The organism is Pseudomonas sihuiensis (assembly GCF_900106015.1).
In the GTDB taxonomy this organism is placed as follows: Bacteria; Pseudomonadota; Gammaproteobacteria; order Pseudomonadales; family Pseudomonadaceae; genus Aquipseudomonas; species Aquipseudomonas sihuiensis.
Window position 1 is genome coordinate 1,987,846 of sequence record NZ_LT629797.1, and the last position, 25,862, is coordinate 2,013,707.

Annotated in this window: 21 protein-coding genes, 1 tRNA gene and 2 pseudogenes; 5 read left to right on the plus strand and 19 right to left on the minus strand. The window is 61.7% G+C overall.

Translation table 11 applies throughout. The features are described 5' to 3' along the window. Positions 1-4: 4 nt before the first annotated feature. The 14 genes from BLT86_RS09450 to BLT86_RS09515 all read right to left on the minus strand — a co-directional run bounded on the left by BLT86_RS09450 (position 5) and on the right by BLT86_RS09515 (position 14,519). Positions 5-484, minus strand: coding sequence for an adenylyltransferase/cytidyltransferase family protein (locus BLT86_RS09450; protein WP_092380388.1), 480 nt, complete (start codon positions 482-484; stop codon positions 5-7). Between the two features lie 188 nt (positions 485-672). Beyond that, positions 673-2,268, minus strand: a complete 1,596-nt coding sequence (locus BLT86_RS09455; RefSeq protein WP_092376321.1) for a flagellar hook-associated protein 3 — start codon at positions 2,266-2,268, stop codon at positions 673-675. 39 nt (positions 2,269-2,307) lie between these two features. Further along, positions 2,308-4,329: a flagellar hook-associated protein FlgK gene (flgK, locus tag BLT86_RS09460; protein WP_092376324.1), complete on the minus strand. Its 2,022-nt coding sequence runs from the start codon at positions 4,327-4,329 to the stop codon at positions 2,308-2,310. 8 nt (positions 4,330-4,337) lie between these two features. Beyond that, on the minus strand, positions 4,338-5,519 hold the full coding sequence (flgJ, locus tag BLT86_RS09465) for a flagellar assembly peptidoglycan hydrolase FlgJ (protein WP_092376327.1): 1,182 nt from the start codon (positions 5,517-5,519) through the stop codon (positions 4,338-4,340). A gap of 7 nt (positions 5,520-5,526) precedes the next feature. Further along, complete coding sequence (locus BLT86_RS09470) at positions 5,527-6,606, minus strand: flagellar basal body P-ring protein FlgI (protein ID WP_039964736.1); 1,080 nt, start codon at positions 6,604-6,606, stop codon at positions 5,527-5,529. A 241-nt stretch (positions 6,607-6,847) separates the two neighbouring features. Beyond that, complete coding sequence (flgH, locus tag BLT86_RS09475; protein WP_003460705.1) at positions 6,848-7,537, minus strand: flagellar basal body L-ring protein FlgH; 690 nt, start codon at positions 7,535-7,537, stop codon at positions 6,848-6,850. Between the two features lie 50 nt (positions 7,538-7,587). Then, positions 7,588-8,373, minus strand: coding sequence for a flagellar basal-body rod protein FlgG (gene flgG, locus BLT86_RS09480; protein WP_003460701.1), 786 nt, complete (start codon positions 8,371-8,373; stop codon positions 7,588-7,590). 33 nt (positions 8,374-8,406) lie between these two features. Then, positions 8,407-9,147, minus strand: a complete 741-nt coding sequence (locus BLT86_RS09485; RefSeq protein ID WP_003460700.1) for a flagellar basal body rod protein FlgF — start codon at positions 9,145-9,147, stop codon at positions 8,407-8,409. Positions 9,148-9,302: 155 nt separating this feature from the next. Then, positions 9,303-10,607, minus strand: a complete 1,305-nt coding sequence (gene flgE / locus BLT86_RS09490; RefSeq protein ID WP_092376330.1) for a flagellar hook protein FlgE — start codon at positions 10,605-10,607, stop codon at positions 9,303-9,305. Between the two features lie 24 nt (positions 10,608-10,631). Then, the gene (locus tag BLT86_RS09495) at positions 10,632-11,321 is read right to left on the minus strand and encodes a flagellar hook assembly protein FlgD (RefSeq protein ID WP_092376333.1); all 690 of its coding nucleotides are present in this window, start codon (positions 11,319-11,321) and stop codon (positions 10,632-10,634) included. A 10-nt stretch (positions 11,322-11,331) separates the two neighbouring features. Then, entirely contained in the window at positions 11,332-11,775 is a 444-nt protein-coding gene (gene flgC / locus BLT86_RS09500; RefSeq protein WP_003460696.1) for a flagellar basal body rod protein FlgC, read from the minus strand. 11 nt (positions 11,776-11,786) lie between these two features. Then, positions 11,787-12,194, minus strand: coding sequence for a flagellar basal body rod protein FlgB (flgB, locus tag BLT86_RS09505; RefSeq protein ID WP_092376336.1), 408 nt, complete (start codon positions 12,192-12,194; stop codon positions 11,787-11,789). Between the two features lie 521 nt (positions 12,195-12,715). Beyond that, positions 12,716-13,543 carry a protein-glutamate O-methyltransferase CheR gene (gene cheR, locus BLT86_RS09510; RefSeq protein WP_092380390.1) on the minus strand — a complete coding sequence of 276 codons (828 nt, stop codon included), beginning with the start codon at positions 13,541-13,543 and terminating at the stop codon, positions 12,716-12,718. Between the two features lie 43 nt (positions 13,544-13,586). After that, positions 13,587-14,519, minus strand: a complete 933-nt coding sequence (locus tag BLT86_RS09515; protein WP_092376339.1) for a chemotaxis protein CheV — start codon at positions 14,517-14,519, stop codon at positions 13,587-13,589. A 77-nt stretch (positions 14,520-14,596) separates the two neighbouring features. Between BLT86_RS09515 and flgA the strand changes: the two genes are divergently transcribed. The 4 genes from flgA to BLT86_RS09535 all read left to right on the plus strand — a co-directional run bounded on the left by flgA (position 14,597) and on the right by BLT86_RS09535 (position 17,184). After that, positions 14,597-15,355, plus strand: a complete 759-nt coding sequence (gene flgA / locus BLT86_RS09520; protein ID WP_074856809.1) for a flagellar basal body P-ring formation chaperone FlgA — start codon at positions 14,597-14,599, stop codon at positions 15,353-15,355. 135 nt (positions 15,356-15,490) lie between these two features. Then, positions 15,491-15,826 (plus strand): flagellar biosynthesis anti-sigma factor FlgM, encoded by a 336-nt coding sequence (gene flgM, locus BLT86_RS09525; RefSeq protein WP_003460690.1) that lies wholly within the window; start codon positions 15,491-15,493, stop codon positions 15,824-15,826. A 50-nt stretch (positions 15,827-15,876) separates the two neighbouring features. Then, on the plus strand, positions 15,877-16,344 hold the full coding sequence (locus BLT86_RS09530; RefSeq protein ID WP_092376341.1) for a flagella synthesis protein FlgN: 468 nt from the start codon (positions 15,877-15,879) through the stop codon (positions 16,342-16,344). Positions 16,345-16,434: 90 nt separating this feature from the next. Beyond that, complete coding sequence (locus BLT86_RS09535) at positions 16,435-17,184, plus strand: flagellar brake protein (RefSeq protein WP_059391439.1); 750 nt, start codon at positions 16,435-16,437, stop codon at positions 17,182-17,184. A gap of 100 nt (positions 17,185-17,284) precedes the next feature. On the opposite strand, the gene BLT86_RS09540 is transcribed toward BLT86_RS09535, so the two are convergent. Further along, entirely contained in the window at positions 17,285-18,592 is a 1,308-nt protein-coding gene (locus BLT86_RS09540; protein ID WP_092376344.1) for an MFS transporter, read from the minus strand. A 464-nt stretch (positions 18,593-19,056) separates the two neighbouring features. On the opposite strand from BLT86_RS09540, the gene sstT reads away from it, so the two are divergent. Beyond that, positions 19,057-20,280, plus strand: a complete 1,224-nt coding sequence (gene sstT, locus BLT86_RS09545) for a serine/threonine transporter SstT (protein ID WP_003460683.1) — start codon at positions 19,057-19,059, stop codon at positions 20,278-20,280. A gap of 87 nt (positions 20,281-20,367) precedes the next feature. On the opposite strand, the pseudogene BLT86_RS09550 reads toward sstT, so the two are convergent. The 4 genes and pseudogenes from BLT86_RS09550 to BLT86_RS09565 form a co-directional block, all read right to left on the minus strand. Beyond that, positions 20,368-20,644: pseudogene (locus BLT86_RS09550) on the minus strand (IS4 family transposase); the annotation flags it as partial. Between the two features lie 245 nt (positions 20,645-20,889). Continuing rightward, a pseudogene (locus BLT86_RS09555) lies at positions 20,890-21,576 on the minus strand (tyrosine-type recombinase/integrase); the annotation flags it as partial. Positions 21,577-21,833: 257 nt separating this feature from the next. Further along, a tRNA-Arg gene (locus BLT86_RS09560) sits at positions 21,834-21,908 on the minus strand. A 289-nt stretch (positions 21,909-22,197) separates the two neighbouring features. Continuing rightward, positions 22,198-25,665, minus strand: a complete 3,468-nt coding sequence (locus BLT86_RS09565; RefSeq protein WP_092376350.1) for an indolepyruvate ferredoxin oxidoreductase family protein — start codon at positions 25,663-25,665, stop codon at positions 22,198-22,200. Positions 25,666-25,862 lie beyond the last annotated feature (197 nt).

The window sequence follows — 25,862 nt, forward strand, 5'->3', positions numbered from 1 at the left end:
CGCCTCAGCGCGGCTTGGCGAGGACACTGCTACGACTACGACCGAGCTCAAGCACCTCGAATACCTTGAGCAGCTCATCCGCCGACATCATCATCATTTGCTCGAGCGAAGACTTGAGGTCTGTAGAGGAAATACCCTGGGTACGCTCCAAGTACACGACTTCGCAATATGGCTTGAGGAAATCGAAATGGCCACGCCAGTCGTCGCCTATGGCGAACACGTCGACGGCGTACTTCTTCACGTCATCGACCTTCTGCTCCCAGTCATTCTCTGCAATCACCCAGTCAACGTAACGAATTGACGAGACGATTTCTGCACGCTGGGAATATGGCACCAACGTCCTCTTTCCCTTGACTGCGTTGAACTCGTCGGTAGATACCGCAACGATCAACTGATCGCCCATATCACGCAAGCGTCGTAATAGACTCAGATGCCCCACATGGAACATGTCGAAGGTACCGTAGGTAATTACCGTCTTGGCCATTTCCATTCCCTGCATGTACAACAATTGGGCACCTTGAAGACTGGCGCCAGGACATAACTACAAGGCAGATCGACTGATGCTATAACACAGCATTTTCCGAGATTCCCCAGCAGACTCTCTGCATCGCATCAAAACCCATTGCCACCAACCAGACAACGACGGCTTGCACCCGCCCGACGAATCTTCGGCTACAGCTTGTTGAACAGGCTCAACTGCGAAATCCGCACGAACGATGCCTGCGCCGCCTCCATCTTGGTCATTTGCAGCACCAGTTTGGAGATGGCCTCGGCCATGTCGGTGTCGCGGATCGTGGACTGGCTGCTGGCATTGGCGATCTGCAGGCTTTCGTTCTCGGTGCTGAGGGTGTCGATGACGTTCAGCCGCGCACCGATGGACGCCTGGGTGGCCAGCACCTGGTTCATGCCGTTGTCCAGGTTGCTGATGGCCGAGGCCACGGCCTCGGTCAGCGCCAGTTGCGCGGCAGGGTCGCCGGATACCGGGGTCTTCAGCGCGGCACTGAGGTTGCCGATGGTCTCGAACACGCTCTGGGTTTCCGCCGACTTGCCCTGCACCACGAAGGTATCGCCCGCCGCCGGTGCCGCGCTGATCTGCAGCTCCACGCCGGCGAAGCCGATGGTCTCGGGATAGGTACCCGACAATGAGCCGCTGGCAATCGGCGTGCTGCCCGTCAGCACCGGCTGGGCATAGACCTCGTAATCACTGGCGCTGGTAAAGCGAAGCTGCACGCCGCTGCTGGGAAACTGGGTGGTGTAGGCGGTCGGGTCGACCACGCTGCCGGAAGTCAGTTGCGCGGTGGAGGTGTTGCTGGCGCTGCGCGTGGTGACGATCTCGGTGTCCGCCACGCCGAAGGTGAAGCTGTAGCCGGTCAGCAGGCTGTCCAGGTCACCCTGGCCATCGGCCTCCTGCAGGGCCACATCCAGCTCGAAACTGGCGCCGCGAAAGTTGATTGTGGTGCCGTCAATCGCCGTCGGGTCGAACACCCCGCTGTTGGACGATGCCTCGCTGGTCACATCATTGCCGAGGTTATCGAGGATGCGAAACTGGGTGCTGCTGACCAGTTCCAGGGTATAGGGCTCGCCCGCGCGGAAGGTCTTGTCGTACTGGGTACCATTGTCGACCAGCCCTTGGGACAGGTAGACGCGCTGGCCGTCGGTATTGGGGTCGTTGCTCAAGTCCGACTCGGTGCGGCTGGCGTTGATCACGTTCTCGAACACGCTCCAGCCACTGTCGTTGATCGCCATCGTACCCGAGCTGGACACCTGCAGCTCCTGGCTGGTCTGATCGCCCTGGTAGGTCACCGAGCCATCGGGGTTGAGCACAAACGGCTGCACGTCGGTTTTGGAGCCGGCGAAAATATAGTTGCCGCTGGCATCCTTGCTGTTCATCACCTCCAAAAGCTGCCCGGTGATCTGATCCAGCTCACTGGCAACCGAGCTGCGGTCCTCGTCAGAATACGAACCGCTACCGGAGGAGACCGCTAACTCGCGGGCGCGCTGCAGCAGGTTATTCGCCGTATTGAGCAGGGCCTCCTGCTGGGTCAGCGAGTTGGTGGCCGTGGTCATGTTGGCGCTGTACTGTTCGAGCTGGGCCTGCTGCTGTTCCAGTTGCAACAGGCGCGCGGCGCCGACCGGATCGTCCGCGGGGGTCTGGATGCGCACGCCACTGGAGATCTGCTGCTGGGTCTTGACGATCTCGGCGTAACCTTTCTGATAGCCGGAGATGCTGGTCTGAAACATCTGCGAGGTGGAGATGCGCGTGCTCATGGCGTCATGCCTCATACGGGCCGCATCAAGGATGCGGCGTCAAAAACTGTTGATCAGGGTATCGAACGTGGTGCGCGCAACTTGAATGATTTGCGCCGCCGCCGTGTAGTACTGCTCGAACTTGATCAGGTTGGCCGCCTCTTCGTCCAGGTTGACCCCGGACAGCGACGACTGGCTGCTGGTCGCCTGGGCCAGGATGGCTTCCGTGGCGGCGGCGTCGAGCTGGGCTTGACTGGTCTTGGCGCCAATGGTTTCGATCAGCGAACTGTAGGAGGTGGTCAGGCTCATGCCGTTGTTGCCATTGACCGCGACGGTCTTGGCCGTCTGCAGTTCCAGCACCGCCAGGGCGTTGCGGTTGTCACCGGTGCCGTCGCCGTTGAAGGCGATGGTCAGGCTGTCGCCCGCCGCCGGGGAACCGGCCAGGGTCATCTCGAAGGCGTATTCGCTGGGCACGCTGGGCGGGTTGGCGGGAACGCTGACCGTCACGACGTTGCTCTGCCCCGGCACGATGCTGCCGCTGCCGATGCTGTTGCCAGCAACGTCGTACAGGGTGTAGCCCTGGGCGCCGCCGCTGGGCGCGTCGTAGACCAGTTTGATCGGCATGCCGTTTTCCAGGCTGCTCTGCATGTCGGCAACGGCGGCGGCGTCGTAGATGTCGATCAGGGTGATCAGGCTCGGCTGGCTGACGCTGCCGCTGCCGACGTTGCCGGTGGTCAGGGTCGCCGCCAGGGGGGCGGCGAAGGCCAGTTGGTTGGAGTCGGTCATGCTCACTTTGATGTCGCCCGCCGCATGGCGGGTCGGCAGGATGGTGAACCGGTCTCCGGCCGCCACGCTGCCGCTGTCGAGTGCCAGGGTGAAGCCATCGATCACCGGCGGCGGCGAATCGGTCAGGTCGTAGCTGCCCATGTCCTTGCCGTCGGACAGGCGCCTGACGCTGTAGCCGGTAGCGCTGGTGAAGGTCACTTCGTAGTCGCTGGTACTGAGCGCGCTGGTGTCGTCGATGTACACGCGCAGGTTGGCGGAGGTATCGCTGTTGCCGGCTTGCCCCAGGCTTCTCTGCTGCTGCAGGGTCAGCTCATTGATGTCGCTGAACAGCATGGCGCCCAATTGGCCATTGAGGTCGAGCCCCTGGCCGAGCTGGCTGTTGACCTGGTCGGCGAGCACCAGCGCCAGGCGTCCGAGGTCGTTGAGGGTGGTGTCGAGCACTTCTTCGCGGTAGCGCAGCAGGCCACCGATCTGTCCTCCCGTGATCGACGAGGTGACGTCTATCGTGAAATTGCCGTTCTGCGTCAGGTACAGGGCATGGCGCGACGGGTCGTCGGCGCTCGGCACCGCGCTGAGTTGCGCCGCGCTGCCGCCCACCACCAGCGGCTGGCCATTGCCGATGAACAGGTTGTAGCTGCCATCCTGCTCGACCACGGTGACCCCGATCAGCTCGGAAAGCTCTCGCACCGCCTCGTCGCGCTGGTCCAGCAGGTCGTTGGGCGAGGCGCCGGAAGCGGAGGCATTGACGATGGCCTGGTTGTACTGGGCGACACTGGCCGCCAGGCTGTTGACCTGCTGAACCATGCTCGACAACTGCTGGTTGATGTAGCCGTTCTGTTCCGCCAACTGGCTGTAGATGGAGTTGAAGCGCTCGCCCAGGGTCGATGCCTGGGTCAGCAGCAATTGCCGCGAGGCGGTATCGGTGGGGCTGGCCGCGGCGGTCTGCAGGGCGGCGAAGAAGTTCTCCATCACCGCGGTGATGCCGGTGGTGCTGTCGGCCAGCAGCGAGTTGACCTGGCTGATCTGGGTCAGGTAGGTCTGCGCATCGCTGTCCAGCGCGGTGGCCGTGCGCACCTGGGTGGTCAGGTAGCCGCTGTAGATACGCCGCACGTCGGTGATCGAGGCGCCACTGCCGAGGTAGGTCGCGCCCAGTTGCTGCGAGTTATTGGAAACCTGCATCGCCTGCTGGCGGGTATAGCCGGGAGTATCGGTATTGGTGATGTTGTTGCCGGTCACGGCCAGCGCGGTCTGGCTCACGCGCAGGCCGGAAACCCCGATTGCGAGAAGATCAGCCATGAGTCACCTCAGAGCGTCCGGGTGGAGGCGCCGTCGGCGCGGGCAATGGTCTGGTAGGTCGCGTCGATCTTGCGGGCGATCTGGCTGATCTTGCGGGCGTACTGCGGATCCGTGGCGTAGCCGGCCGACTGCAGCTTGTTGACGAACCGCTCGGAGTTGCCAGTGGCCGCCAGGGCCTCCTGGTAACGTGGGTTGCTCTGCAGGAAATCGACCAGGTCATGGAAGCTCTGTTTGTACGAGTCGTAGGCCCGGAAGTTGGCCGGCTCACGGACCATTTCGCCCCCGCGGTATTCGCTGGTGATCGCGCGCGCCGAGTCCCCTTGCCACTGCCCGTGGGTCTTGATGCCAAACAGGTTGTGGCTGCTGCCACCATCGCCACGGCGCAGGATCGACTTGCCCCAGCCGGTTTCCAGGGCCGCCTGGGCCACCAGGTAACGCGGCTCGACACCAATGCGCTCGGCGGCCTCGCGGGCCAAGGGCAGCATGGTCTCGACAAACTCCTCCGCGGAGGCGAATGCCGGCGTGCCTTTGGCCAGCGGCGGCTGCTGACGTGCCGGCTGGACCGAGGTGTCCAGCGCTTCAGTGGGCTTGGCGGCCGTGGCCTTGGCCGGCAACCAGTCGCTCCCGCTGGGGGGTTGCGCCCCGGTAGTCGGGACAATGCCCGCCAACAGGCGATCTTCCAGGCGCGGCGGCAGGGACAGCCGGCGCTGGTTGAGCAATGCGGCCTGGGACACCGGAGTGGTAGCGCTGTCGGAGTGACGATCCAGGCGGTTGTGCTCGGCCGCGGCCGGCGCGGCAAGGCTGTTCTCAGGCTGCTCCACGCTATGGCCGAATGGGCTGCGGCGCGGCGCCTCACCGCGCAATCCGCTCATCTGCCGCACCAGCACATCGGACAAACCAATACCGCCGCCCTCACGGGAGAGGTGGATGGCCAATTGCTGGTCGTGCATTTCTTGATAATGGCGCGTGGTATCGCTGTCGAACAGGCTGTCCTTGGCGATCGACTCGTTGGACGAGCGCATGGATTTGAAAATCTGGTTGATGAACAGCGCTTCAAACTCTTGGGCAACCTTACGGATATTGCCTTCGCTGTCGCGCTGCTCTCCGGTTTTCATGCCGGCTAGGCGATTCAGGTCGGTATAGGCGGCAGAATCGCTGGTTTTGCGTGCGCCTGCTGACAATGTATTCATGGCTACCTCAAATCACTATCAGGTCGGCTTGCAAGGCGCCTGCTTGTTTGAGCGCCTCGAGGATGGCCATCAGGTCGGAAGGCGCGGCGCCCACCTGATTAACCGCGCGAACAATCTCATCAAGGGTGGTGCCAGGGCCGAATTTGAACATGGGCTTGGCCTCCTCATCGGCATTCACCCGCGAGCGCGGCACCACCGCGGTATCGCCACCGGCCAGGGCGTTGGGCTGACTGACGATAGGGTCTTCGGTAATGGTCACGGTCAGGCTGCCATGGGTCACCGCAGCCGGCTGCACCTTGACGTTCTGGCCGATAACGATGGTCCCGGTGCGCGAGTTGATGATGACCTTGGCCACGGCCTGGCCGGGATTGACTTCGATGTTTTCCAGAATCGACAGGTAATCGACGCGCTGGTTGGGATCGAGCGGCGCGCTGACGCGGATCGAGCCGCCGTCGATGGCCTGGGCCACGCCCGGGCCGAGCAGGTCGTTGATCTGGTCGACGATGTTCTTCGCCGTGGTGAAGTCCGGACGATTGAGGTTCAGCGTCAGGTAGTTGCCCTGGTCGAAACCGCTCGGCACCGGACGCTCCACCGTGGCGCCACCGGGGATACGCCCGGCGGACGGCACGTTGACGGTGATCCGCGAGCCGTCGGCGCCGCCGGCGTCGAAGCCGCCGACCACCAGGTTGCCCTGGGCGATGGCGTAGACGTTGCCGTCGATGCCCTTGAGCGGCGTCATCAGCAGGCTGCCGCCGCGCAGGCTCTTGGCATTGCCGATGGAGGAGATGGTGATGTCGATGGTCTGCCCCGGCTTGGCGAACGGCGGCAGGTCGGCATGCACCGACACCGCGGCGATGTTCTTCAGTTGCACGTTGCCGCCCGTCGGCACCTTGATGCCGAACTGCGCCAGCATGTTGTTGAAGGTCTGTACGGTGAACGGGGTCTGGGTGGTCTGGTCGCCGCTGCCGTTGAGGCCGACCACCAGGCCGTAGCCGATCAACTGGTTGCTGCGCACCCCTTGAATGGACGCCAGATCCTTGAGCCGTTCGGCCTGGGCCTGCTGGCTGATCAGCAGGCAGGCGAGCATGATCGCCAGCAGCAGCCAGTCGTTGGCACCACGGCGGCGCTGGCCGCGATAGGCGCAGGCGAACTGCTGACGGCAGGAGGCCGACTGCGAATGCACAGGTGTCCGTTGTAGGAGCGAGCTCTGCTCGCGAACCCGCAATTCGGTAAAAGCTTCGCGAGCAGAGCTCGCTCCCACAGGCGATCTGGCGGGTTGCACCCGCCCTACGGCGACAGAGGTCATCCAGGTTTTCATGTTCATGTCCTCAGAACGGCCACAGCGGGCTGAGGAAGAATCGGCTCAGCCAACCTGGCTGGCTGGCGTCGGCGAAGGAACCGGTTCCCGAGTAGGTCAACCTGGCGTCGGCGACCCGAGTGGATGAAACGGTGTTGTCGCTGGCGATGTCGTCGGCCCTGATCAGCCCGGCAATCCGCACCATTTCATTGCCGGTATTGAGCGTCAGCCACTTCTCGCCACGCACCACCAGCACGCCGTTGGGCAGCACTTCGGCCACGGTCACGGTGACCGAGCCGGTGAGGCTGTTGCTCTGCGCCGCGCTGGCATCGCCGGCGCTGTCCCGCGAACCGTTGAACTGGGTTCCCAGATCCATCCGGTTTCGCGTCAGCGGGTTGGTGGCCGACACCCCTCCACCGAACAACGAGGTCAGCCCGATATTGGCGGAACTGTCCTTGCTGATGTCGGAGCGGGCCGCCTTGCTCGCCTGGGTGCGCTCCTCCAGGGTGATGGTGATGATGTCGCCGATGCGAAAAGCCTTTCGATCGTCATACAGATTGCTCTCGAAACCGGCCTGGTAGATCGCGCCACTGGTCGCGTTGGCCGGCAGCGGCGTACGCGGCAACACGGGTGCATAATAGGGATCGTCCGCCTTGGGCGCAGGCGCCACGCACCCCCCCAGCAGCAGACAAACCGACGTCAACACAATCAGACCTTTCATCGCACACCTCACATCCAACACTCTGCCCGCCCTAGCGATCCCGATCAGACTCAAAGCGTCTGCGTGATGAACTGCAACATGGAATCGGCCGTGGAAATGACCTTCGAGTTCATTTCGTAGGCGCGCTGTGTCGTGATCATGTTGACCATTTCCTCGACGACACTGACGTTGGAGTTTTCCAGGGTATTTTGCAAAACGGTGCCCAGGCCATTGAGGCCCGGCGTTCCCACTTGCGGAGCGCCACTGGAAGCGGTCTCCAGAAACAGGTTGTTGCCAATCGCCTGCAGGCCGGCCGGATTGATGAAATCGGCGGTCTGCAGGTTGCCGATGATCTGCACCGCGGCGCTGTTGGCGGTGGTCACGGACACCGTGCCATCCTCCCCGACGGTGAAGGTCTGGGTTTCGGCGGGCACGACGATGGCCGGCTCCAGGGCGAAGCCGTTCGACGTGACGATCTGGCCGTCGGAATCGAGGTGATACGTGCCGTCGCGCGAATAGCCGATGGTGCCATCGGGCAGCAGAATCTGGAAAAAACCGCGCCCGTTGATCGCCATGTCCAGTGGCTGGTCGGTGGTCTGCAGGCTGCCCGTGGTGAAGTTCTTCTGGGTACCGACGATCCGTACCCCCGTACCCAGTTGCAGGCCGGACGGCAGCTCGCTGTCCTGGGTCGATTGAGCGCCTGGCTGACGGCGGATCTGGTACAGCAGATCCTGGAACTCGGCCCGGTCGCGCTTGAAGCCGGTGGTCGAAACGTTGGCCAGGTTGTTGGATATCACCGACAGATTCATGTCCTGGGCGGACAAACCGGTCTTGCTGACCCAAAGCGCTGGAAGCATGTCTATCTCCTCGCCCTGCGCGGGCGCTACTCGTTAGCTGATCTGCATGACACGGGCCATGGACTCGGAGCCCTCCTTGGCCGTGTTCATCATCTTGACGTGCAGTTCGAATTGTCTGGACAGGGCGAGAATGGCCGTCATCTCTCCGACGGCGCTCACGTTGCTGCTCTCCAGGAAGCCAGAATGCAGGCGTACGTTGGCATCCGCTTCGAGCAACTGGCCGTCTCTCATATGGATGAGGCCGTCGCGCCCCTTGCGCATCTGCGCGGTATCGGGGTTGACCAGCTTGATGCGGTCGACCTCGGCCAGGACATTCGGCGCTTCGCCCAGGGCGCGAATGCTGATCGTGCCGTCCTGACCGATCTCGACTTTCTCCTCGGGCGGCACGGCGATGGGCCCGGCATTGCCCATGACCGGCAACCCATTGCCGGTGCGCAGCATGCCTAGGGCATCGATCGACAGGCTGGCGGTGCGTACATAAGCCTCGGAGCCATCCGGGGCCTGCACGGCAATCCAGCCATCACCCTCTATCGAAACATCCATATCCCGCCCGGTTTCCTGCAGTACGCCGGGCGTGAAATCCGTAGCGGGCCGCTCGGACATGGCGTAGACCCGCGCCGGATAGCTGTCACCGAAAACCGGCATGGCCCGCGCCTGTTCCAGATCGGCGCGAAACCCGCTGGTGGAAATGTTCGCCAGATTATTGGCATGCGCCTTTTGCGCATAGGTGTTCTGGCTCGCGCCCGACATGGCGACATAAAGCAATTTGTCCACTTCGACCTCCGCCGTGAAAACGACTCTCGGACAGATCAAAGCAAGGCACGTGCCAGGCTAATAATTTTAAGTAAGTTATTGTTTTTAAAAAACAAAAAAGCCCTCCATCACGGAAGGCCCTTTTGACGGCGGCAAGAATATGCCGCCCGCCGCCGTCAGCGGATGTTGATGATCGTCTGGGCGATCGCATTCTCCGTTTCGATGGTCTTGGCATTCGCCTGGTAGTTGCGCTGCGCGATGATCAGGTCGACCAGTTGCGCGGTCAGGTCGACGTTCGAATCCTCCAGCGCACCGGAGACGATCGAGCCCAGCGTACCGGAGCCCGGCGTACCTATCACCGGCTCGCCCGAGGCCAGCGACTGCTTCCAGGCCGTTCCGCCCACCGGCGTCAACCCCTGCATGTTGGCGAAGGTGGCCAGCGCCACCTGGCCAATCAAATTGGCCTGGCCATTGGTATAGGTGGCGAACAGTTGCCCGGTCTCGTCCACCGACAGCCCGGACAACTGACCGGTGGTATAGCCATCCTGCGACAGGCTGTTGACCGCGAAGCGGGTATTGGTCTGGGTCATGTTGCGTAGATCCAGAGTCACCCCCGATGTGCTCGCCGCGGCACCGTTGTCGCCCCAGGTGACCGGATCGGTGGTGGCGTCGGTGATGGTCGCCGGCACCCAGTCGGCCAGCGTGATGGTGCCATCGGCATTGACCGTGAAGTCGCTGGAGGCCGATGCCTGCAGCCTGCCGGAGGTGTCGAACGACAGCGACGCCTGATACGGATCGGTGCTGGCGGGATCACCGGGATTGCGCCCGTCGATCAGCACGTGCATGCTCCACTCGTTGCTCGCCTCCTTGACGAAGTACTGGGTCATGGTGTGCTCATTGCCCTGGGAGTCGTACAGGCTCACCGAGGTCGACCAGTTGAAGGAACCGGAGACCGTGGGGTCGAAGGCGATGGTGGGCACCGTCTCGGACGAGTTGAGCGCCACCCCCTGGGTAACGGTCGAGGTGGCATTCGGCGCCTGGTTGCTGGTGTCGACGGTCAGATTGGTCAGCACGCCATTGACCAGGTTGCCATCGGCGTCCACCCCGTAGCCCATCAGGTTGTTGCCCGAGTTGTCGATGACGTTGCCCTGATTGTCCACCTTGAACGCGCCGGAGCGGGTGTAGAGCTGGGTGCCGCCATCGTTGACGATGAAATAGCCACTGCCATTGACGGCCAGATCCAGGCTGTTGTCGGTGTAGCTGATGTTGCCCTGGGTGTGCTGCTGGGCGATATCCGCCGTAATCACCCCACTGCCGACCGCGTTGCTGCCGGTGCCGAACATGCTGCTGGCATAGAGGTCCGCGAACTCCGCACGCGAATACTTGAAGCCCGTCGTCCCGGTGTTGGCGATGTTGTTGCCCGTTACATCCAGGTGGGTGCTGGCCGCCTTCAACCCACTGAGCGCCGTATTGAACGTCATGTCTTATCTCCCGATGCCTGTTGATTACTGGCCGACGCTGATGACTTTGGATAGCGCGACATTTCCGGCACCCGCCAGGTTCAGCGTCATGTCGCCGCCCCCGATGCCGAGCGTCACGCTGTTGACCGTTGCCGGCAGATAGGTTTCCAGCGCGGTGGACGTGCCACCCAGCGACGCGGAGGCCGAGAATTTGTAGGTGCCCGCGGGCAGCAGTTGGCCGCTCTCATCGGTGCCGTCCCAGGTGAAGTCCACCAGGCCAGCGCTGCTTTGATTATCCAGCGGTATGCTTTTGACCAGGCTGCCCGCCTCGTCGTAAACCCTCACCGAGACGTTGTCGGCCGCCGTTGGAACCACCAGCGTGCCGGTCAGCCCCGAAACACCATCCACCTGGGTGCTGCTGGCGGAAACCATCACGCTGCGCCCCACCAGGGAAGAGGCTTGCAAAGCCTGCGACGATTGATAGCTGCCCAGCAGCGAGTCCATCGAAGCGGAGATATTGGTCAGACTTTCCAGGCTGCTGAACTGCGCAAGCTGAGCCACGAACTCGCTGTTGTCCTGCGGATCCAGCGGGTTCTGGTTGTTCAACTGGGTCACCAGCAGCATCAGAAAGTCATCCTTGCCCAGGCTGGAGTAGCTGGATTCGTTGGTGTTGCTGGTCGAGGTGCCGGAGTATGTCGACAGCACGCTGCTGGAAACAGTCTCTGTGGTGCTCATGGCTATGTCCTTACTGACCCAGGGTCAGAACCTTCTGCAGCATGGTCTTGGCGGTATTCATCATTTCCGCATTGGTTTGAAAGGCTCTACTGGCCGAAATCATGTCCGCCATTTCCTCGACCACATTGACGTTCGGATAGAACACGTACCCATCCGCATTCGCTGCCGGATGACTGGGCTCGTAGCGCATGTCGAGATTGCTCTGATCCTCGACGATGCCGAGCACCTGCACCCCACTCCCCGCCTCGTCCTGCTCGGCGAACAGCGAACCACTACCACTGTTCTGCGACTGCTGGAACACGGTGGCGAACACCGGATGACGGGCACGGTAGGTCTGCTCGATACTCGAAGAGACAGACTCCGCGTTGGCGATATTGCTGGCCACGGTATTGAGGCGAGTGCTCTGCGCGCTCATGCCGGTTCCGGCGATGCTGAAAACACTGGCAAGGGACATGGTCGCGCTCCTTATTCGCCGCGCAGGGCGGCGGTGAGACCTTTGAACTTGCTATTGAGGAAGGTGAAACTGGCCTGGAAATGCACGGCATTCTCGGCATAGTTGGACTGCTCGATCTGCAGATCCACGGTGTTCTGATCCAGCGACGGCTGCATCGGAATACGGTAGGGCATCTCAGCCTCACCAGTGATCACACCATCGGCAGGAATATGGCGGCTATCGGTGCGGTTCAGGGAAACGCCACCGCGCTGCATGCGATTGCTTTGCTCAGCCAGGACACTGGCGAAGTCCAGATCACGAGCCTTGTAATTCGGCGTATCGGCGTTGGCGATGTTGTTGGCCAGCACCTCAGCGCGCTGGGCGCGGAAACCGAGTGCCTGTTCGTGGATGCCGAGTGCCCTGCCGAAGTTGATGCTCATGTCTGCAACCTTTGCCGCTGGGGCTGTCTGGTCTTTCCTGGCAGACATTCAGCAAAGGCTGTGCCAACTTATTTAAGTCAACAAAATCAATAGCTTAAAGCATGACGAACAGGGAAATAGCGGCAAAGCGGCAAGGCTTTACCGCCTATTGGCAAGCAAGCGGCAAAGCCAACCGGACAGATTGCCGCCCCGCCGAACCCTGGGGCGCGCGATGCGCATCGGTTCTTCTGCACCAGGCCAAACCGCTGGTGCCTACGGCGAAACCTATCCGATCGGGCCCATGGTTTTCAGAGTCCAGAAACGCAAACGGGAGGCCAAAGGCTAATGCTGATCAGATAAGTTCGTCACCACCCCCTCCTACTTGCAGTAGAGGGGCGTTTTTCGTAGGAGCCAGCTTGCTGGCGATGCTTTTTATGGCGGATCGCCGGCAAGCCGGCTCCTACAAAGATCGAGTGCAACGGCTTAACTGACTGGCATTAGGCCAAAGGCCTCCCGCTGCTGATACCAAACATGCCTTGCGCCTATTTGGCCTTGTAGATGATCCCCGGGCTGCACTGCACCATCTGGTACTTGTCCGGCAGGCCATTGAGCGCTTCGGAGGCGCCAAGGAACAGATAGCCGCCTGGCTTGAGGGTGGCATGGATACGCGTGAGGATGTCCTTCTTCACCTCGGCCGAGAAGTAGATCAGCACGTTGCGGCAGAACACGATGTCGAACTTGCCCAGCGCCGCATAACTGTCGAGCAGGTTCAGTGGCCGAAACTCGACGCGGCTCTTGATCGGCGCCTTGACCTGCCAGCGCCCCGGCCCCCTGGAATCGAAATAACGCTGCAGACGCTCCTGCGACAGACCGCGGCCCATGGCCAGGCTGTCGTACTCGCCGGACTTGCAGTTGCTCAGCATCGACGGAGACAGATCGGTGGCGACGATCTGCACACCCGCCTTGAGCTGGCCGAGGTTGGTACGCTCGAACTCGTCGATGGTCATCGACAGCGAATAGGGCTCCTGCCCGGACGAACAGGCCGCCGACCAGATGCGCAGACGCTGGGCCGGGTAGGCCTTGATCAGCTCCGGCAGCACCCGGCTCTTGAGCACCTCGAACGGATAGGTGTCGCGAAACCACAGGGTCTCGTTGGTGGTCATGGCATCCACCACCTGCTCGCGCAGCCCTCCGCGCGGCTGGCTTTGCATGCGCTGCACCAGTTCGCCCAGGGTCTTGATGCCATTCTGCTCCATCAGTTTGTTCAGACGACTGGAGACCAGATACTGCTTGTTGCTACCCAGCAGAATACCGCAGGCCTTTTCCAGGAAAGTCCGGAACTGCTCGAAATCCAAATTACCTGAAGACACTAGTGCCGCCTCACCAACCATAACGTTCACCAAGGTTTGTCCCTCAGCCCCCATCCGCTACCCGAATGCGCTCGACCACCCGCGCCGCCAGATCATCCGGCTTGAACTTGGCGAGGAAATCGTCGGCGCCGACCTTCTTCACCATCGCCTGGTTGAACACACCGGAAAGCGAAGTATGCAGGAGGATATGCAGCTTCTGCATGCGCGGATCGCTACGAATCTCCGTGGTCAGCGTATATCCGTCCATCTCGGGCATCTCGATGTCGGAAATCAGCATCAGCAGTTCCTTGTCGGGATTATGCCCCTCGTCGGCCATTTTCTTGAGGTAATTGAGTGCCTCGCGGCCATCGTTCAGCGCCGTCACCTCGACGCCAACGGTCTGCAGGCAGCGCAAAACCTGTTTGCGCGCCACCGAGGAGTCATCGACGATCAGCACATGCTTGGTCACCGCCTGACTCTGCACCTCATCATCGATGACGCCAGCGGATATCACTTCCGAGGTCGGCGCAACTTCGGCAAGAATCTTCTCAACATCGATGATCTCGACCAACTGCTGGTCGAGCCGCGTGACTGCTGTCAGGTAGTGATCGCGTCCAGTGCCCTTGGGTGGCGGATGGATCTCCTCCCAGTTCATGTTGACGATACGTTCGACCGAGCGCACCAGAAAACCCTGAACCTTGGTGTTGTACTCGGTGATGATCACGAAGCTGGTCTTCAGATCTTCCAGTGCGGCACGGCCGGTAGCGATGGAAAGATCGAGAATCGGAATGGTGCCCCCGCGAATGTTGGCCACCCCCCGCACCACCGGACTTGATTTGGGCATGATGGTGAGTTTCGGGCATTGCAGCACCTCTTTCACCTTGAATACGTTGATACCGTAAAGCTGTGGGCCTTCCAGGCGAAACAGCAACAACTCCAAGCGGTTCTGTCCCACCAACTGAGTGCGCTGGTTAACCGAATCCATCAACCCGGCCATGCCCGGACTCCTTCTTATCCAGTAACGCCTACCCCGTTGAGCCTAGCAGGCGGCACGGGGCTTGCTTTGCATTGCTTATGAAGCAGAGAACGTCATCATTCCGTCAGCTACTAGCAAAGTGCCTTGCCCCTTTGCCCGTTTTACTCGCTTTGCCGACACTCGGCTACAGCGCTACGGCGGCTGCCACCTTCACCAGCACTGAACAACTTATCGGCGCCACCGAGGCCTTTCTTGAGCAGGCGACCACTGAATATCTACAGCGTAGCGAAATTCAGGGCCGCCATGAGATTCGCGTCAACCGTCTCGACCCACGGTTACGCCTGCCTCTGTGCGATCAGCCGCTGACCACCACGCTGGAAAGCCCGGCGCAGCCGCTGGGCCGTGTCACTACGCGCGTGCGCTGTGACGGCAGCGCTCCGTGGACAGTATTCGTGCCCGCTGAAGTGCGCTTGTATCGCCCCATTGTCGTACTGACTCGCCCGCTCAAGCGCATGAGCGTAGTCAAAGCTACGGATTTGAGCCTGGTTGAACGCGATGTCGGTCAATTGGGTCAGAACTTTCTCACCGACCTGAATCAGGCGATCGGCAAAAAATTGACGCGCCAGCTCGGTAGTGACCAGATTCTTCTTTCGACTCATCTGCAAATAGCCGAGGTCATTCGGCGCGGCGACCAGGTGGTGATCAGCGCTCGCGGCGCTAGCGTGAGTGTCCGTATGCCCGGCGAAGCTCTGACCGATGGTGCTCCAGGCGAACAGATCAACGTGCGTAACCTGCGTTCGCAGCGAGTCGTTCGAGCCCGCGTTGTCGGGCCTGGGCAAGTGGAAGTACCCATGTAGGCATGTTTCTTGTAGCGCAAAGACGTGGCGATTCCCTACACTGTTAAACGACGCGATGAAATTAATCCTAAAGTTTTCCCGGCAGCAGCCGAGAAGCATGGCAAGCGTCCACCATATCGTCCGAGGTTCTGCATCATGGTCATCGACTTCAACCGGCTGAACAATGCCAATACGCCCGCCAATGCGGGACGTACCGGCGCGACTCAGGCTGGCAATCGCAATGAGTCGGCACAGCCGAACAAAGCGCCTGTCACCGGTACTGATGAACAGACCAACACCAAGAGCGGTGAATCGGTACAACTGAGCCGTGAGGCACAGCAGTTGCAAACAATCGGCGAGAAGCTGCGTGATCAGCCCATCGTCAACAAGGAGCGTGTGGCCCAGCTGAAACAGGCCATTGCTGATGGCAGCTATCAGGTCGACAGCAAACGCGTCGCCCAGAAACTGCTCGACTTCGAATCCCAGCGCTAGTCTCAGGGCTGCGCTGGGGGTGTTGGACGCCCGACCCCCAAGAGCCCGCCATGAACGACACAGCCTTGCTTGACCTCTTCACCAACGATATCGGCACCGCCGAGCAATTGCTTGAGCTGATCGATAACGAATTCCAGGCCCTCACCGAACGCGACCTGCCGCGCCTCGACAGCCTGCTCAGTGAAAAACAACCTCTGCTTGCCCTGCTGCAACAGCACGGCAGTGAGCGCAGCCGTCTTCTTCAGGATGCAGGCTTGAGCGCTGACCGCGACGGCCTGACCGCACTGGCGGGCAACTCCTCAGTCGGCGATCAGTTGCTGGAGCGCAGCGAAGCGCTATCGACTCTGCTGCAGCGCTGCCAGGAGGGCAATTTGCGTAACGGCCGCCTGATCCGCGCCAATCAGGCTTCTGTTCGCAGCGTTCTGGGCATTCTGCGCGGCGGCGAGACTCCGGGCCTCTATGACAGTCGTGGCAGTGCCGCTAGAATCGCGCAGCAAAGACCGCTCAGCCAGGCCTGAGCCATCCCCCAACAAAAAGCACAGGGACATGCAGGCACTCTGCCAGTATGCTAGTGCCGTTGTAGTCCATGACTCGGAGAGTTCCGAACTGTGTCCAGCGCGTTCAACGACGAGAGCGGTCCTCAACCGCCCAAGGTGCTCAAGACATCCGTCGAGATCATTGCCACCCTACGTCAATTGCAACAGAACCATGATCCCCTGGTTATCCAATTCAAGGATCGTGGCCAGCGTTTTCAAAGTTACCTTGTAGAAATCGATAAAGACCGTGCGCGCTTAGCGCTGGACGAGATCATCCCTAACGATGGCGAACGTTTTCTCAAGCAAGGCGAAACCTTCAACGTCGAGGCGTTCCGCGACGGGGTGCGAGTAGCCTGGACCTGTGATCACGACGTGCGGCTTGGCGAGCTCGAGGGAGCCCCCTGCTACTGGGCACCGTTGCCCACCGAAGTGATCTATCACCAGCGCCGCAGCGCCTTCCGTGCACCGCTGAAGCAGAGCGATCTGATCAAGGTCGTACTCAGCGGCGACAAGCTGCGCGAGCCGCTGTCAGGTCATCTGCTGGACATCTCGGCCACCGGCTGCAAACTGCGTTTCGCCGGCAACCTCAGCCAGCAATTGAGCAATGGCCAGGTACACGAGCGACTCACCGCCTATCTGCCCTTCGGCAACATGACCTGCGCCGTGGAGTTACGTCACGTGCAATACGAGGACAAGGTCGACATGACGTTCGTCGGCACTCGTTTTCATCGCTTGAACGGCCTTGAGCAACGTCAGGTCGAGCGCTTCGTCTATCAGCTGCAACGCGAGGCGCGTCGCACCGAGAGCGACGGCCCCTTCTGAGCCCACCCCCTCCATTCGCGCAAAGCCCGTAGGGTGGGCTTCAGCCCACCAAGGGAGGCCGCCGTGGGCTAAAGCCCACCCTACAAAGTCTGGCGGCGGACTACCCCCGCTTCACGTCCGGCTCAACCTCCTCCTCGCCCGCCGCAGCTGGCTCCTGCATCTGCTCCTGTACCGTCTGCTCATCGACCCTCGGGTCGAGCGCAGCGACCAGCGGCGAGCTGGTGACGTTACCCGGCATGGCCATATGGTGCAGCGGCGCATCGTCGACCTGATGCAGATGGGTCACCACTTCAGGACGAATGCGCCAGACCAGAATCAACGCGCAAACGCTGACGAACACATAGAGCATGTTGGCGCCGTAGAAACGCATCAGCACACCGGCCAGCAGCGGGCCGATGCAGGCGCCCACGCCGAAGGTGACCAGCAGCATGGCCGTCAGTGACACGCGGCGCTCCGGCTCCACATGGTCATTGGCCAAGGCCACCGCCAGTGGATAGAGACTGAACTGCATCAGGCTGACCAGAAAGCCGACACCGAACAGCAAGCCGAGGAATACCTCCGGCAGTGCCGCCAACGGCAAGGCAGCCAGCAGCAGCAAGACCGAACAGCCACGAATCAGGCGCACGCGGTCATGTCGATCGGAAAGCCAGCCCAGCGGCCACTGCACCAGGAGACCCGCCAGGATGCAGCTGCCCATGAACAGCCCCACCTGCTCGGTCGATAGCCCCATCCGAGTGGCGTACAAAGGCGCCAGGCCATAAAAAGAACCGATCAACAGGCCAGCCACGGCGATAGCGGTCAGCGACAGCGGCACGCGACTGAGGAAGAAGCGCAGCTCCAGCGGTGCCGGATGCAAGGGCGCCGGGTGTAAACGCCGGGTCAGCGCTACGGGCACCAGACACAAGGCGAAGCACAGGGCGACCAACATGAGCAATTCCAGACCCAGCGTCGGATGCACCACCAGCGCCAGTTGCCCAAGAATCAGGCCCAGGTAGGAAGCCCCCATGTACCCGCTGAACACCAGGCCACGCTGCGTGGCTTCGGCCTGCTCGTTGAGCCAGCTCTCGATGACCATGTACTGACACATCATGCCCAGGCCCACCAGCATGCGCAGAAACAGCCAGAATGGCAGCCACTCGATCAGCCCATGGCCCAGCACAGCCGCCGTGACCACGCCGGCACAGGCCACGTAAGCACGGATATGCCCCACCCGACCGATCAGTCGATGCCCCAGCTTGCCGCCGAGCACAAGGCCAAAGTAATTGGCCGCCATCAGCGCACCGACCCAGAGACCATCCACGGTGTCAGCCAGACGCAGGGCCAGGTAGGTACTGAGCAGGCCAGAGCCGAGCAACATCAGCAAGGTGGCGAAATAGAGCGAGCGGAATGACTTCCAGATCAAGCGCATTGACGGGTAAAGCTCCTTGTGCACGGAAACCGGGAATGGCGGCGGGCCTGCGCGGCTAGGACGGCGCCCTTGGGGCGTGCGGGCGATGCAACTTTCGATGCCCTGGAAAACGAACAGTTCGATTGCCAACTCATCACGATTCAGACGCTCGCTTGCGCCGCACAGGGTACAGCGTAGCCTCAATTCTTCCTGTTCTTCGAGCGACCACGGGTCACACCCTGCCAGCCGCAGGTTTGCTGATCCGCCCCGGCAACTACCTGGCAGAGCCGGCAGACAAGCCTTGTAGAGATGCGACATGGGCTTGCGCCCTGTCGTCCAGATGCCCGCCCAGCGCACGAACCCCGATCCGGCTGTGCTAGAGTCGCGCGCTATTTTTTCGGCCTGCTCTCCATGGCACTACCGAAAAACCTCTCGAACCAGGCCCGACGCCACTTGCAACGCGCCCAGCAACCAGAGAACTCGCGATGTCCCAAGCCCTTCACCCTGCCCTGCAGCTACTCAACCGCACCAGCCTGGTGACACAGATCATCATCGGCCTGCTGGCAGGTATCGCTCTGGCCGTAATCGCCCCGCAGGCAGCACTGTCCGTCGGCTTCATCGGTAACGTGTTCGTCTCGGCGCTCAAGGCCGTCGCCCCGGTACTGGTGTTCATCCTGGTGATGTCGTCCATCGCCAACCACCAGCAAGGCCAACAGACGCATATCCGCCCGATCCTGCTGATGTACCTGATCGGTACCTTCAGCGCCGCCCTGGTCGCGGTGGTGGCCAGCTTCGCCTTCCCGTCGTCGCTGGTACTGAGCAGCCAGGCTGCTGAACTGACGCCCCCCGGCGGCATCGGCGAGGTGCTCAAGACGCTGCTGATGAACGTGGTCGACAACCCGGTCAATGCCCTGCTGAATGGTAACTTCATCGGTATCCTGGCCTGGGCTATCGGCCTCGGCTTCGCCTTCCGCCATGCCAGCGCCGGTAGCAAACAACTGCTGGGCGAACTGTCCAACGGTGTGACTGCCATCGTCAAGCTGGTGATCCGCCTGGCGCCGCTGGGGATCTTCGGCCTGGTCGCCGCCACCCTCGCCGAATCCGGCTTCGACGCCCTGCTCGGTTATCTGCACCTGCTGGTGGTGCTGGTCGGCTGCATGCTGCTGGTGGCCCTGGTGGTCAACCCGGCGCTGGTGTACTGGAAGATCCGTCGCAACCCCTACCCGCTGGTGTTCACCTGCCTGCGCGAAAGCGGCATCACCGCTTTCTTCACCCGTAGCTCGGCCGCCAACATTCCGGTCAACCTGCAACTGAGCCAGCGCCTGGGCCTGCACGAAGAAACCTACTCGGTCTCCATTCCGCTGGGCGCCACCATCAACATGGCCGGTGCCGCCATCACCATCACCGTGCTGACCATGGCTGCAGTGCACACCCTGGGCATCCCCGTCGATCTACCCACCGCCCTGCTGCTGAGCGTGCTGGCCTCGATCAGTGCCTGCGGCGCATCCGGTGTCGCCGGCGGCTCGCTGCTGCTGATCCCGCTGGCCTGCAGCCTGTTCGGCATCCCCAATGACGTGGCCATGCAGATCGTCGCCATCGGCTTCATCATCGGCATCGTTCAGGACTCGGCAGAAACCGCGCTGAACTCTTCCACCGACGTGCTGTTCACCGCCGCTGCCTGCATGGCACAAGAGCGTAAGGACAGCTGAGACCCATCGCGTTGATAGCAAGGCCCACCTCGCGTGTAATGCTGTTGACTTAAGCGGAGCAGCCTTGCGATCCACCGGGTAGCGGGTCTATGAAATCTTCACCGTCCTTGCTCTTGATGGCCTTGGGCGGTGATCCAGAAACAGCCCACCGACTCCTGCCCTCAACGCTGATAAGCGTTGTCCTGTTGCTGAAATCGGGTTGGCCGCTGCCATCACGATCAATTGCACGGCGATGTAGTGGGCCACCGGCTTGAAGCGGATGTCGCTTGGGGAGCGGCCAAAGGCGACGGCTGCCTGACTGGCTTCACGACGAATGATGTTGCAGGCCAGCAACAATCCCCCAAACCTCTTGGTAGATCAGCTCCTTTACAGGCAAGAGCAGGCCGAATCGGCCTTTTTGAGGCAGGACGCCGGAACACAACAGGTGTTCATTGCCGCCCGTGTTCCTGTCTGTTCGCTCTTGTGCTCCATCGCTGAAAGCCCCGTGGTTACTGGCTCCAAGCATTCTAGGAGCACCAATCACACCAAGAACAAGGAATTTTTCAGGGGTATGGGTTTGCATGCTCAAACCGACTTGCCGAAGTTGACCGGCACCACGTTGCCGACCCCTTACCAACGGTGGGCGAAATCGTATGAGGTGACGTGCTGCTGCCGGTTGGCATCGAGGTAGTCGGCCCACCACTGGCACATCAGCCGGCGTTCCTGCAGGTGCTCTGCCTTGTGGATGTAGGCGCCACGCACCGTGTCGCGCTCTTGGTGGCTCATCTGCCTTTCAACGGCATCCTTCGACCATAGCCCCGACTCCACCAAGGCGGAACAGGCCATAGTGCAAAAGCCGTGGCCGCACAGATCCACCTTGGTGTCATAACCCATACGGCGCAGGGCCTTGTTGATGGTGTTCTCGCTCATGGGCTTGTGGTGGTAGTGGTCGCCGGGGAACACCAGATCGAAACGGCCGGTAAGCTGGCGTACCTGCTCCAGCAGCTCCAGTGTCTGGCGGCTCAGCGGTACCAGGTGCGGAGTCCCCATCTTGGCGCCGCGGTGGGAGAACTTGACGCCCTCGATGGCCTCGCGCTGGCCGGGTATCTCCCACATGGCCCGGACGGTGTCGATCTCACTCCAACGGGCAAAACGCAGCTCGCTGGAGCGGATAAACACCAGCAGGGTGAGCGATACCGCATGCCGGGTCAGCGCCCGGCCGGAATCGGCCTTGATACGCTGCAGCAGCTCGGGTAGGCGATCCAGTGGCAAGGCGGGCCGGTGGGCACTCTTGCGGGTGGCCGTGGCGCCCACCAGGTACAGGCCCTGACCATCGAACAGCTTGTATTCCTTCTCGCGCGGCTTGGCAGCCTCACACTTGGAATCTGTCAGAGGGGTGACTGGGCGTACCATAGGAATACGTACCCTTATCGAACCGGCGTATCCCTAAACGTCTTCCTAAAACGTGGATATGTACAGAGACAATAGTAGACAGCCGGATACAACAAAGCCGGCTCAAGTGGCCGGCTTTACTGGGATTCGTAGACTTCTATAGACAGATAGAGTCAATCATTTGGCGTCCCCTGCTGGAATCGAACCAGCATCTAGCCCTTAGGAGGGGCTTATTCTATCCGTTGAACTAAGGGGACACGGCCGTATTGGCAACGGCCGGGCCGCATCTTAGCGGCGACACGCGCATTTGTCATGTCGCCACCGCTCACTTCCTAGGGCCTGTTGCCGTTTTACATGGGCAACCATAGGAAGGCTCAGGCCATGGCCACCACGCTCTCGTAATTTCTCTTGAGCTTGTCGAATCGTGAGACCACCTGTTCGTGCTGATCGAAGTCGACGTGAGTGAAGACGGACATCGGGTTACCTCGGATGTAAAAAGCCGCCCCTCTCCCGCACGGGAGAGGGTGGCAAAGGGGATGGGAAAGGTCAGGCCGCTGGTTCGAACAGCTGCACAGCAGCGATCTCGCTGACGGTCAGGCGTGCCTTGAGCTGCGTCGCCTGCTCGCGCGCCTTGGCCAGCGCCGCTTCCTTGACGTGACCGTAGCCGCGGATCTGCTCGGGAATCTCGGCCAGCGCCACCGCCGTGCGGTAGTTACCGGCGTTGAGCTCGGCGAGCAGGTAGGCCACATTGGCTTCGTACTCCTCGATCAGCTCGCGCTCCAGGCGACGCTCGGCACTGTGGCCGAACGGATCGAGCACGCTGCCTCGCAGGAACTTGAAGCGCGCCAGTACGCCGAACGCCTTGAGCATCCAGGGGCCGAAGCTGCGCTTGCACGGCTCACCAGTCACCGCATCTGGCTTGCTCAGCCAGCTCGGCGCCAGGTGGAACTGCAGCCGGTAGTCGCCCTCGAACTGGGCTTCGAGTTGCTTGCGGAAGGTGGCATCGCTGTACAGCCGCGCTACTTCATACTCGTCCTTGTAGGCCAGGAGTTTGAAGTAGTAGCGGGCCACGGCCTTGCTCAGGCGCTGCTGCGCATCGGTGTCGACCTTGCGTACGCGCTCGACCAGCTCACGGTAGCGCTCGGCATAGGCCGCGCTCTGGTAAGCAGTCAGACGTTGCATACGATCGGCGACGATTTCCTCCAGCGTGCTGCAATGCGGCGCCTCGACCACCTTAGGCGCGGCGACTTTCTCCACTGCGGCCAGGTCATGGGCCGCGCGACGGCCCCAGAGGAAGGCCTGCTGATTGAGTTCGATAGCCACTCCGTTGAGTTCGATGGCCTTGTTGATCGCCTCGGCCGATACCGGCACCAATCCTTTTTGGTATGCGTAGCCGAGCATGAACAGGTTGGTGGCGATGCTATCGCCGAGCAGACGAGTGGCCAGGCGGGTGGCGTCGACGAAGCGAGTCTTGCCCTCGCCCACCGCCTCGCTGATCGCCTCGCGCATGGCAGCGCCGGGCACCTGGGCGTCCGGGTTGCGGGTGAACTCGGCAGTGGCCGCTTCATGGCTGTTGATCACAGCATGGGCGATCTTGTCGTTGAGCTTGGCCAACGCCTCCTCGCTGGAGGACACCACCAGGTCGCAGCCCAACAGCAGATCGGTCTCCCCGGCGGCAATACGCACGGCGTAGATGTCGCTCTGCTGCGCGGCGATGCGGATATGGGTGATCACCGGGCCGAACTTCTGCGCCAGGCCGGCCTGGTCGAGCACGGTGCAGCCCTTGCCTTCGATATGCGCGGCCATGCCCAGCAGCGCGCCAACGGTGGTCACACCGCTACCGCCAACACCGGGCAGAAGGATGTTCCAGGGGCGAGTCAGGGCCGGCTGTTTCGGCTCCGGCAAGGCGATGAACAGCGCGCTCAGGCCAACGGCCTCAGGCTTGCGCAGGCTGCCACCGTGGACGGTGACGAAGCTTGGGCAGAAACCTTCCAGGCAGCTGAAATCCTTGTTGCAGGCACTCTGGTCGATCTCGCGCTTGCGCCCCAGTTCGGTTTCCAGCGGCAGCACCGACAGGCAATTGGATTTGACGCTGCAATCACCGCAGCCCTCGCACACCGCCGGATTGATGAAGGCGCGCTTGGCCGGGTCGACCAGCTTGCCACGCTTGCGCCGACGGCGTTTCTCGGTGGCGCAGGTCTGGTCGTAGAGGATCACCGACACACCTTTGACCTCGCGCAGCTCGCGCTGCACGGCGTCCAGTTCGCGACGGTGATGGAAGGTCACACCCGGCGCGAAGGTAGCGCGGGTTGGATACTTGTCCGGCTCGTCGCTGACCAGGGCGATGCGTTTGACGCCCTCGGCATGCACCTGCTGACTGAGCTGGTCGATGCGCAGCTCGCCGTCGATGGGCTGGCCGCCGGTCATCGCCACCGCATCGTTGTAGAGAATCTTGTAGGTGATATTGACCCCGGCGGCCACGGCCGCGCGCAGGGCCAGATGGCCGGAGTGGAAGTAGGTGCCGTCACCGAGGTTCTGGAACACGTGCGGCGTATCGGTGAACGGCGCCTGGCCGATCCAGGTGGCGCCCTCGCCGCCCATCTGGGTGAAGGTGTCGGTGCTGCGATCCATCCACTGGGTCATGTAATGGCAACCGATGCCAGCGAGGGCGCGGCTGCCCTCCGGCACCTTGGTCGAGCTGTTGTGCGGGCAGCCGGAGCAGAAATGCGGGGTGCGCACGGTCTTGTGCTTGGGCGCGGCCAGGGCCTTTTCCTTGGCATCGAGGAAGGCCAGGCGCTCTTCGATGGTCGGGCTGCTGTAGATCGGCGCCAGGCGCTTGGCGATCACCCGGGCGATCATCGCCGGAGTCAATTCGCCCAAGTTGGGCAGCAGCGAATTACCCTGTTCATCGAACTCGCCGACCACCCGCGGACGCTTGCCCACCGGCCAGTTGTAGAGCTGACCGGTGAGCTGGTCTTCGATGATGCTGCGTTTTTCTTCCACCACCAGAATTTCGTCCAGGCCTTCGGCGAACTGGTGCACCGACACCGGCTCCAGCGGCCAGCTCATGCCCACCTTGAGCACGCGCAGGCCAACCTGGGCGCACAGTGCTTCGTCCAGGCCGAGGTCATCCAGGGCCTGGCGCACGTCGAGGTAGGACTTGCCGGTGGTGATGATGCCCAGACGCGGGTTGGGCGAATCGAGCTTGACCTGGTTGAGGTTGTTGGCCAGGGCGAAGGCGCGCGCGGCGTAGATCTTGTAGACGTTGAGGCGCTTTTCCTGGGCCAGGGGCGGATCGGGCCAGCGGATGTGCACGCCGTCTTCCGGCAGTTGGAAATCCTCGGGGATCTTTATCTGGATACGCAGTGGATCGACGTCCACCACGGCCGAGGAGTCGACGTTCTCGGCGATGGTCTTCAGCGCTACCCAGCAGCCGCTGTAGCGCGACAGCTCCCAGCCGATGATGCCGTAGTCCAGCACTTCCTGAACGTTGGCCGGGTTGAGCACCGGCATCGACGCGGCGATGAAGGCATGCTCGCTCTGGTGGGCGATGGTCGAGGATTTGCAACCATGGTCGTCACCGGCCAACACCAGCACGCCGCCATGCTTGGAAACACCGGCCGAGTTGCCGTGCTTGAACACGTCACCACTGCGATCAACGCCCGGCCCCTTGCCGTACCACATGGCGAAGACGCCGTCGTAGCGCGCACCAGGAAACAGGTTGGCCTGCTGGCTGCCCCACACCGCTGTGGCGCCCAGCTCCTCGTTGACGCCGGGCTGGAAGTGGATGTGGTTTTCCTTCAGGTACTCGCGCGCATCCCACAGGCTCTTGTCCAGACCGCCCAGGGGCGAGCCGCGATAGCCGGAGATGAAGCAGGCGGTATTGAGTCCGAAGGCGGCATCACGCTGCTTCTGCAGCATGGGCAGGCGGGTGAGCGCCTGAGTGCCGGTCAGGTAGAGGTGACCAGTAGCGAGGCGATATTTGTCATCCAGGCGGATTTCGGCCAGTGACATGGCGCGCTCCTTTTATTGTTATGGCGAGCACATAGAGCGCGACGGTAGACACGCTCCGTTGAGTCCTGCCGCAGGATCACCGCGACGGATTTGCCTAAAGCATGACTGGAGGGTTCCGCTTTTTTCTTTCTATTTTCCAGTAGCGAAGGCGATACTCCGCATGATCCTTCCAACAATCACAATAATTTGGAAACAAT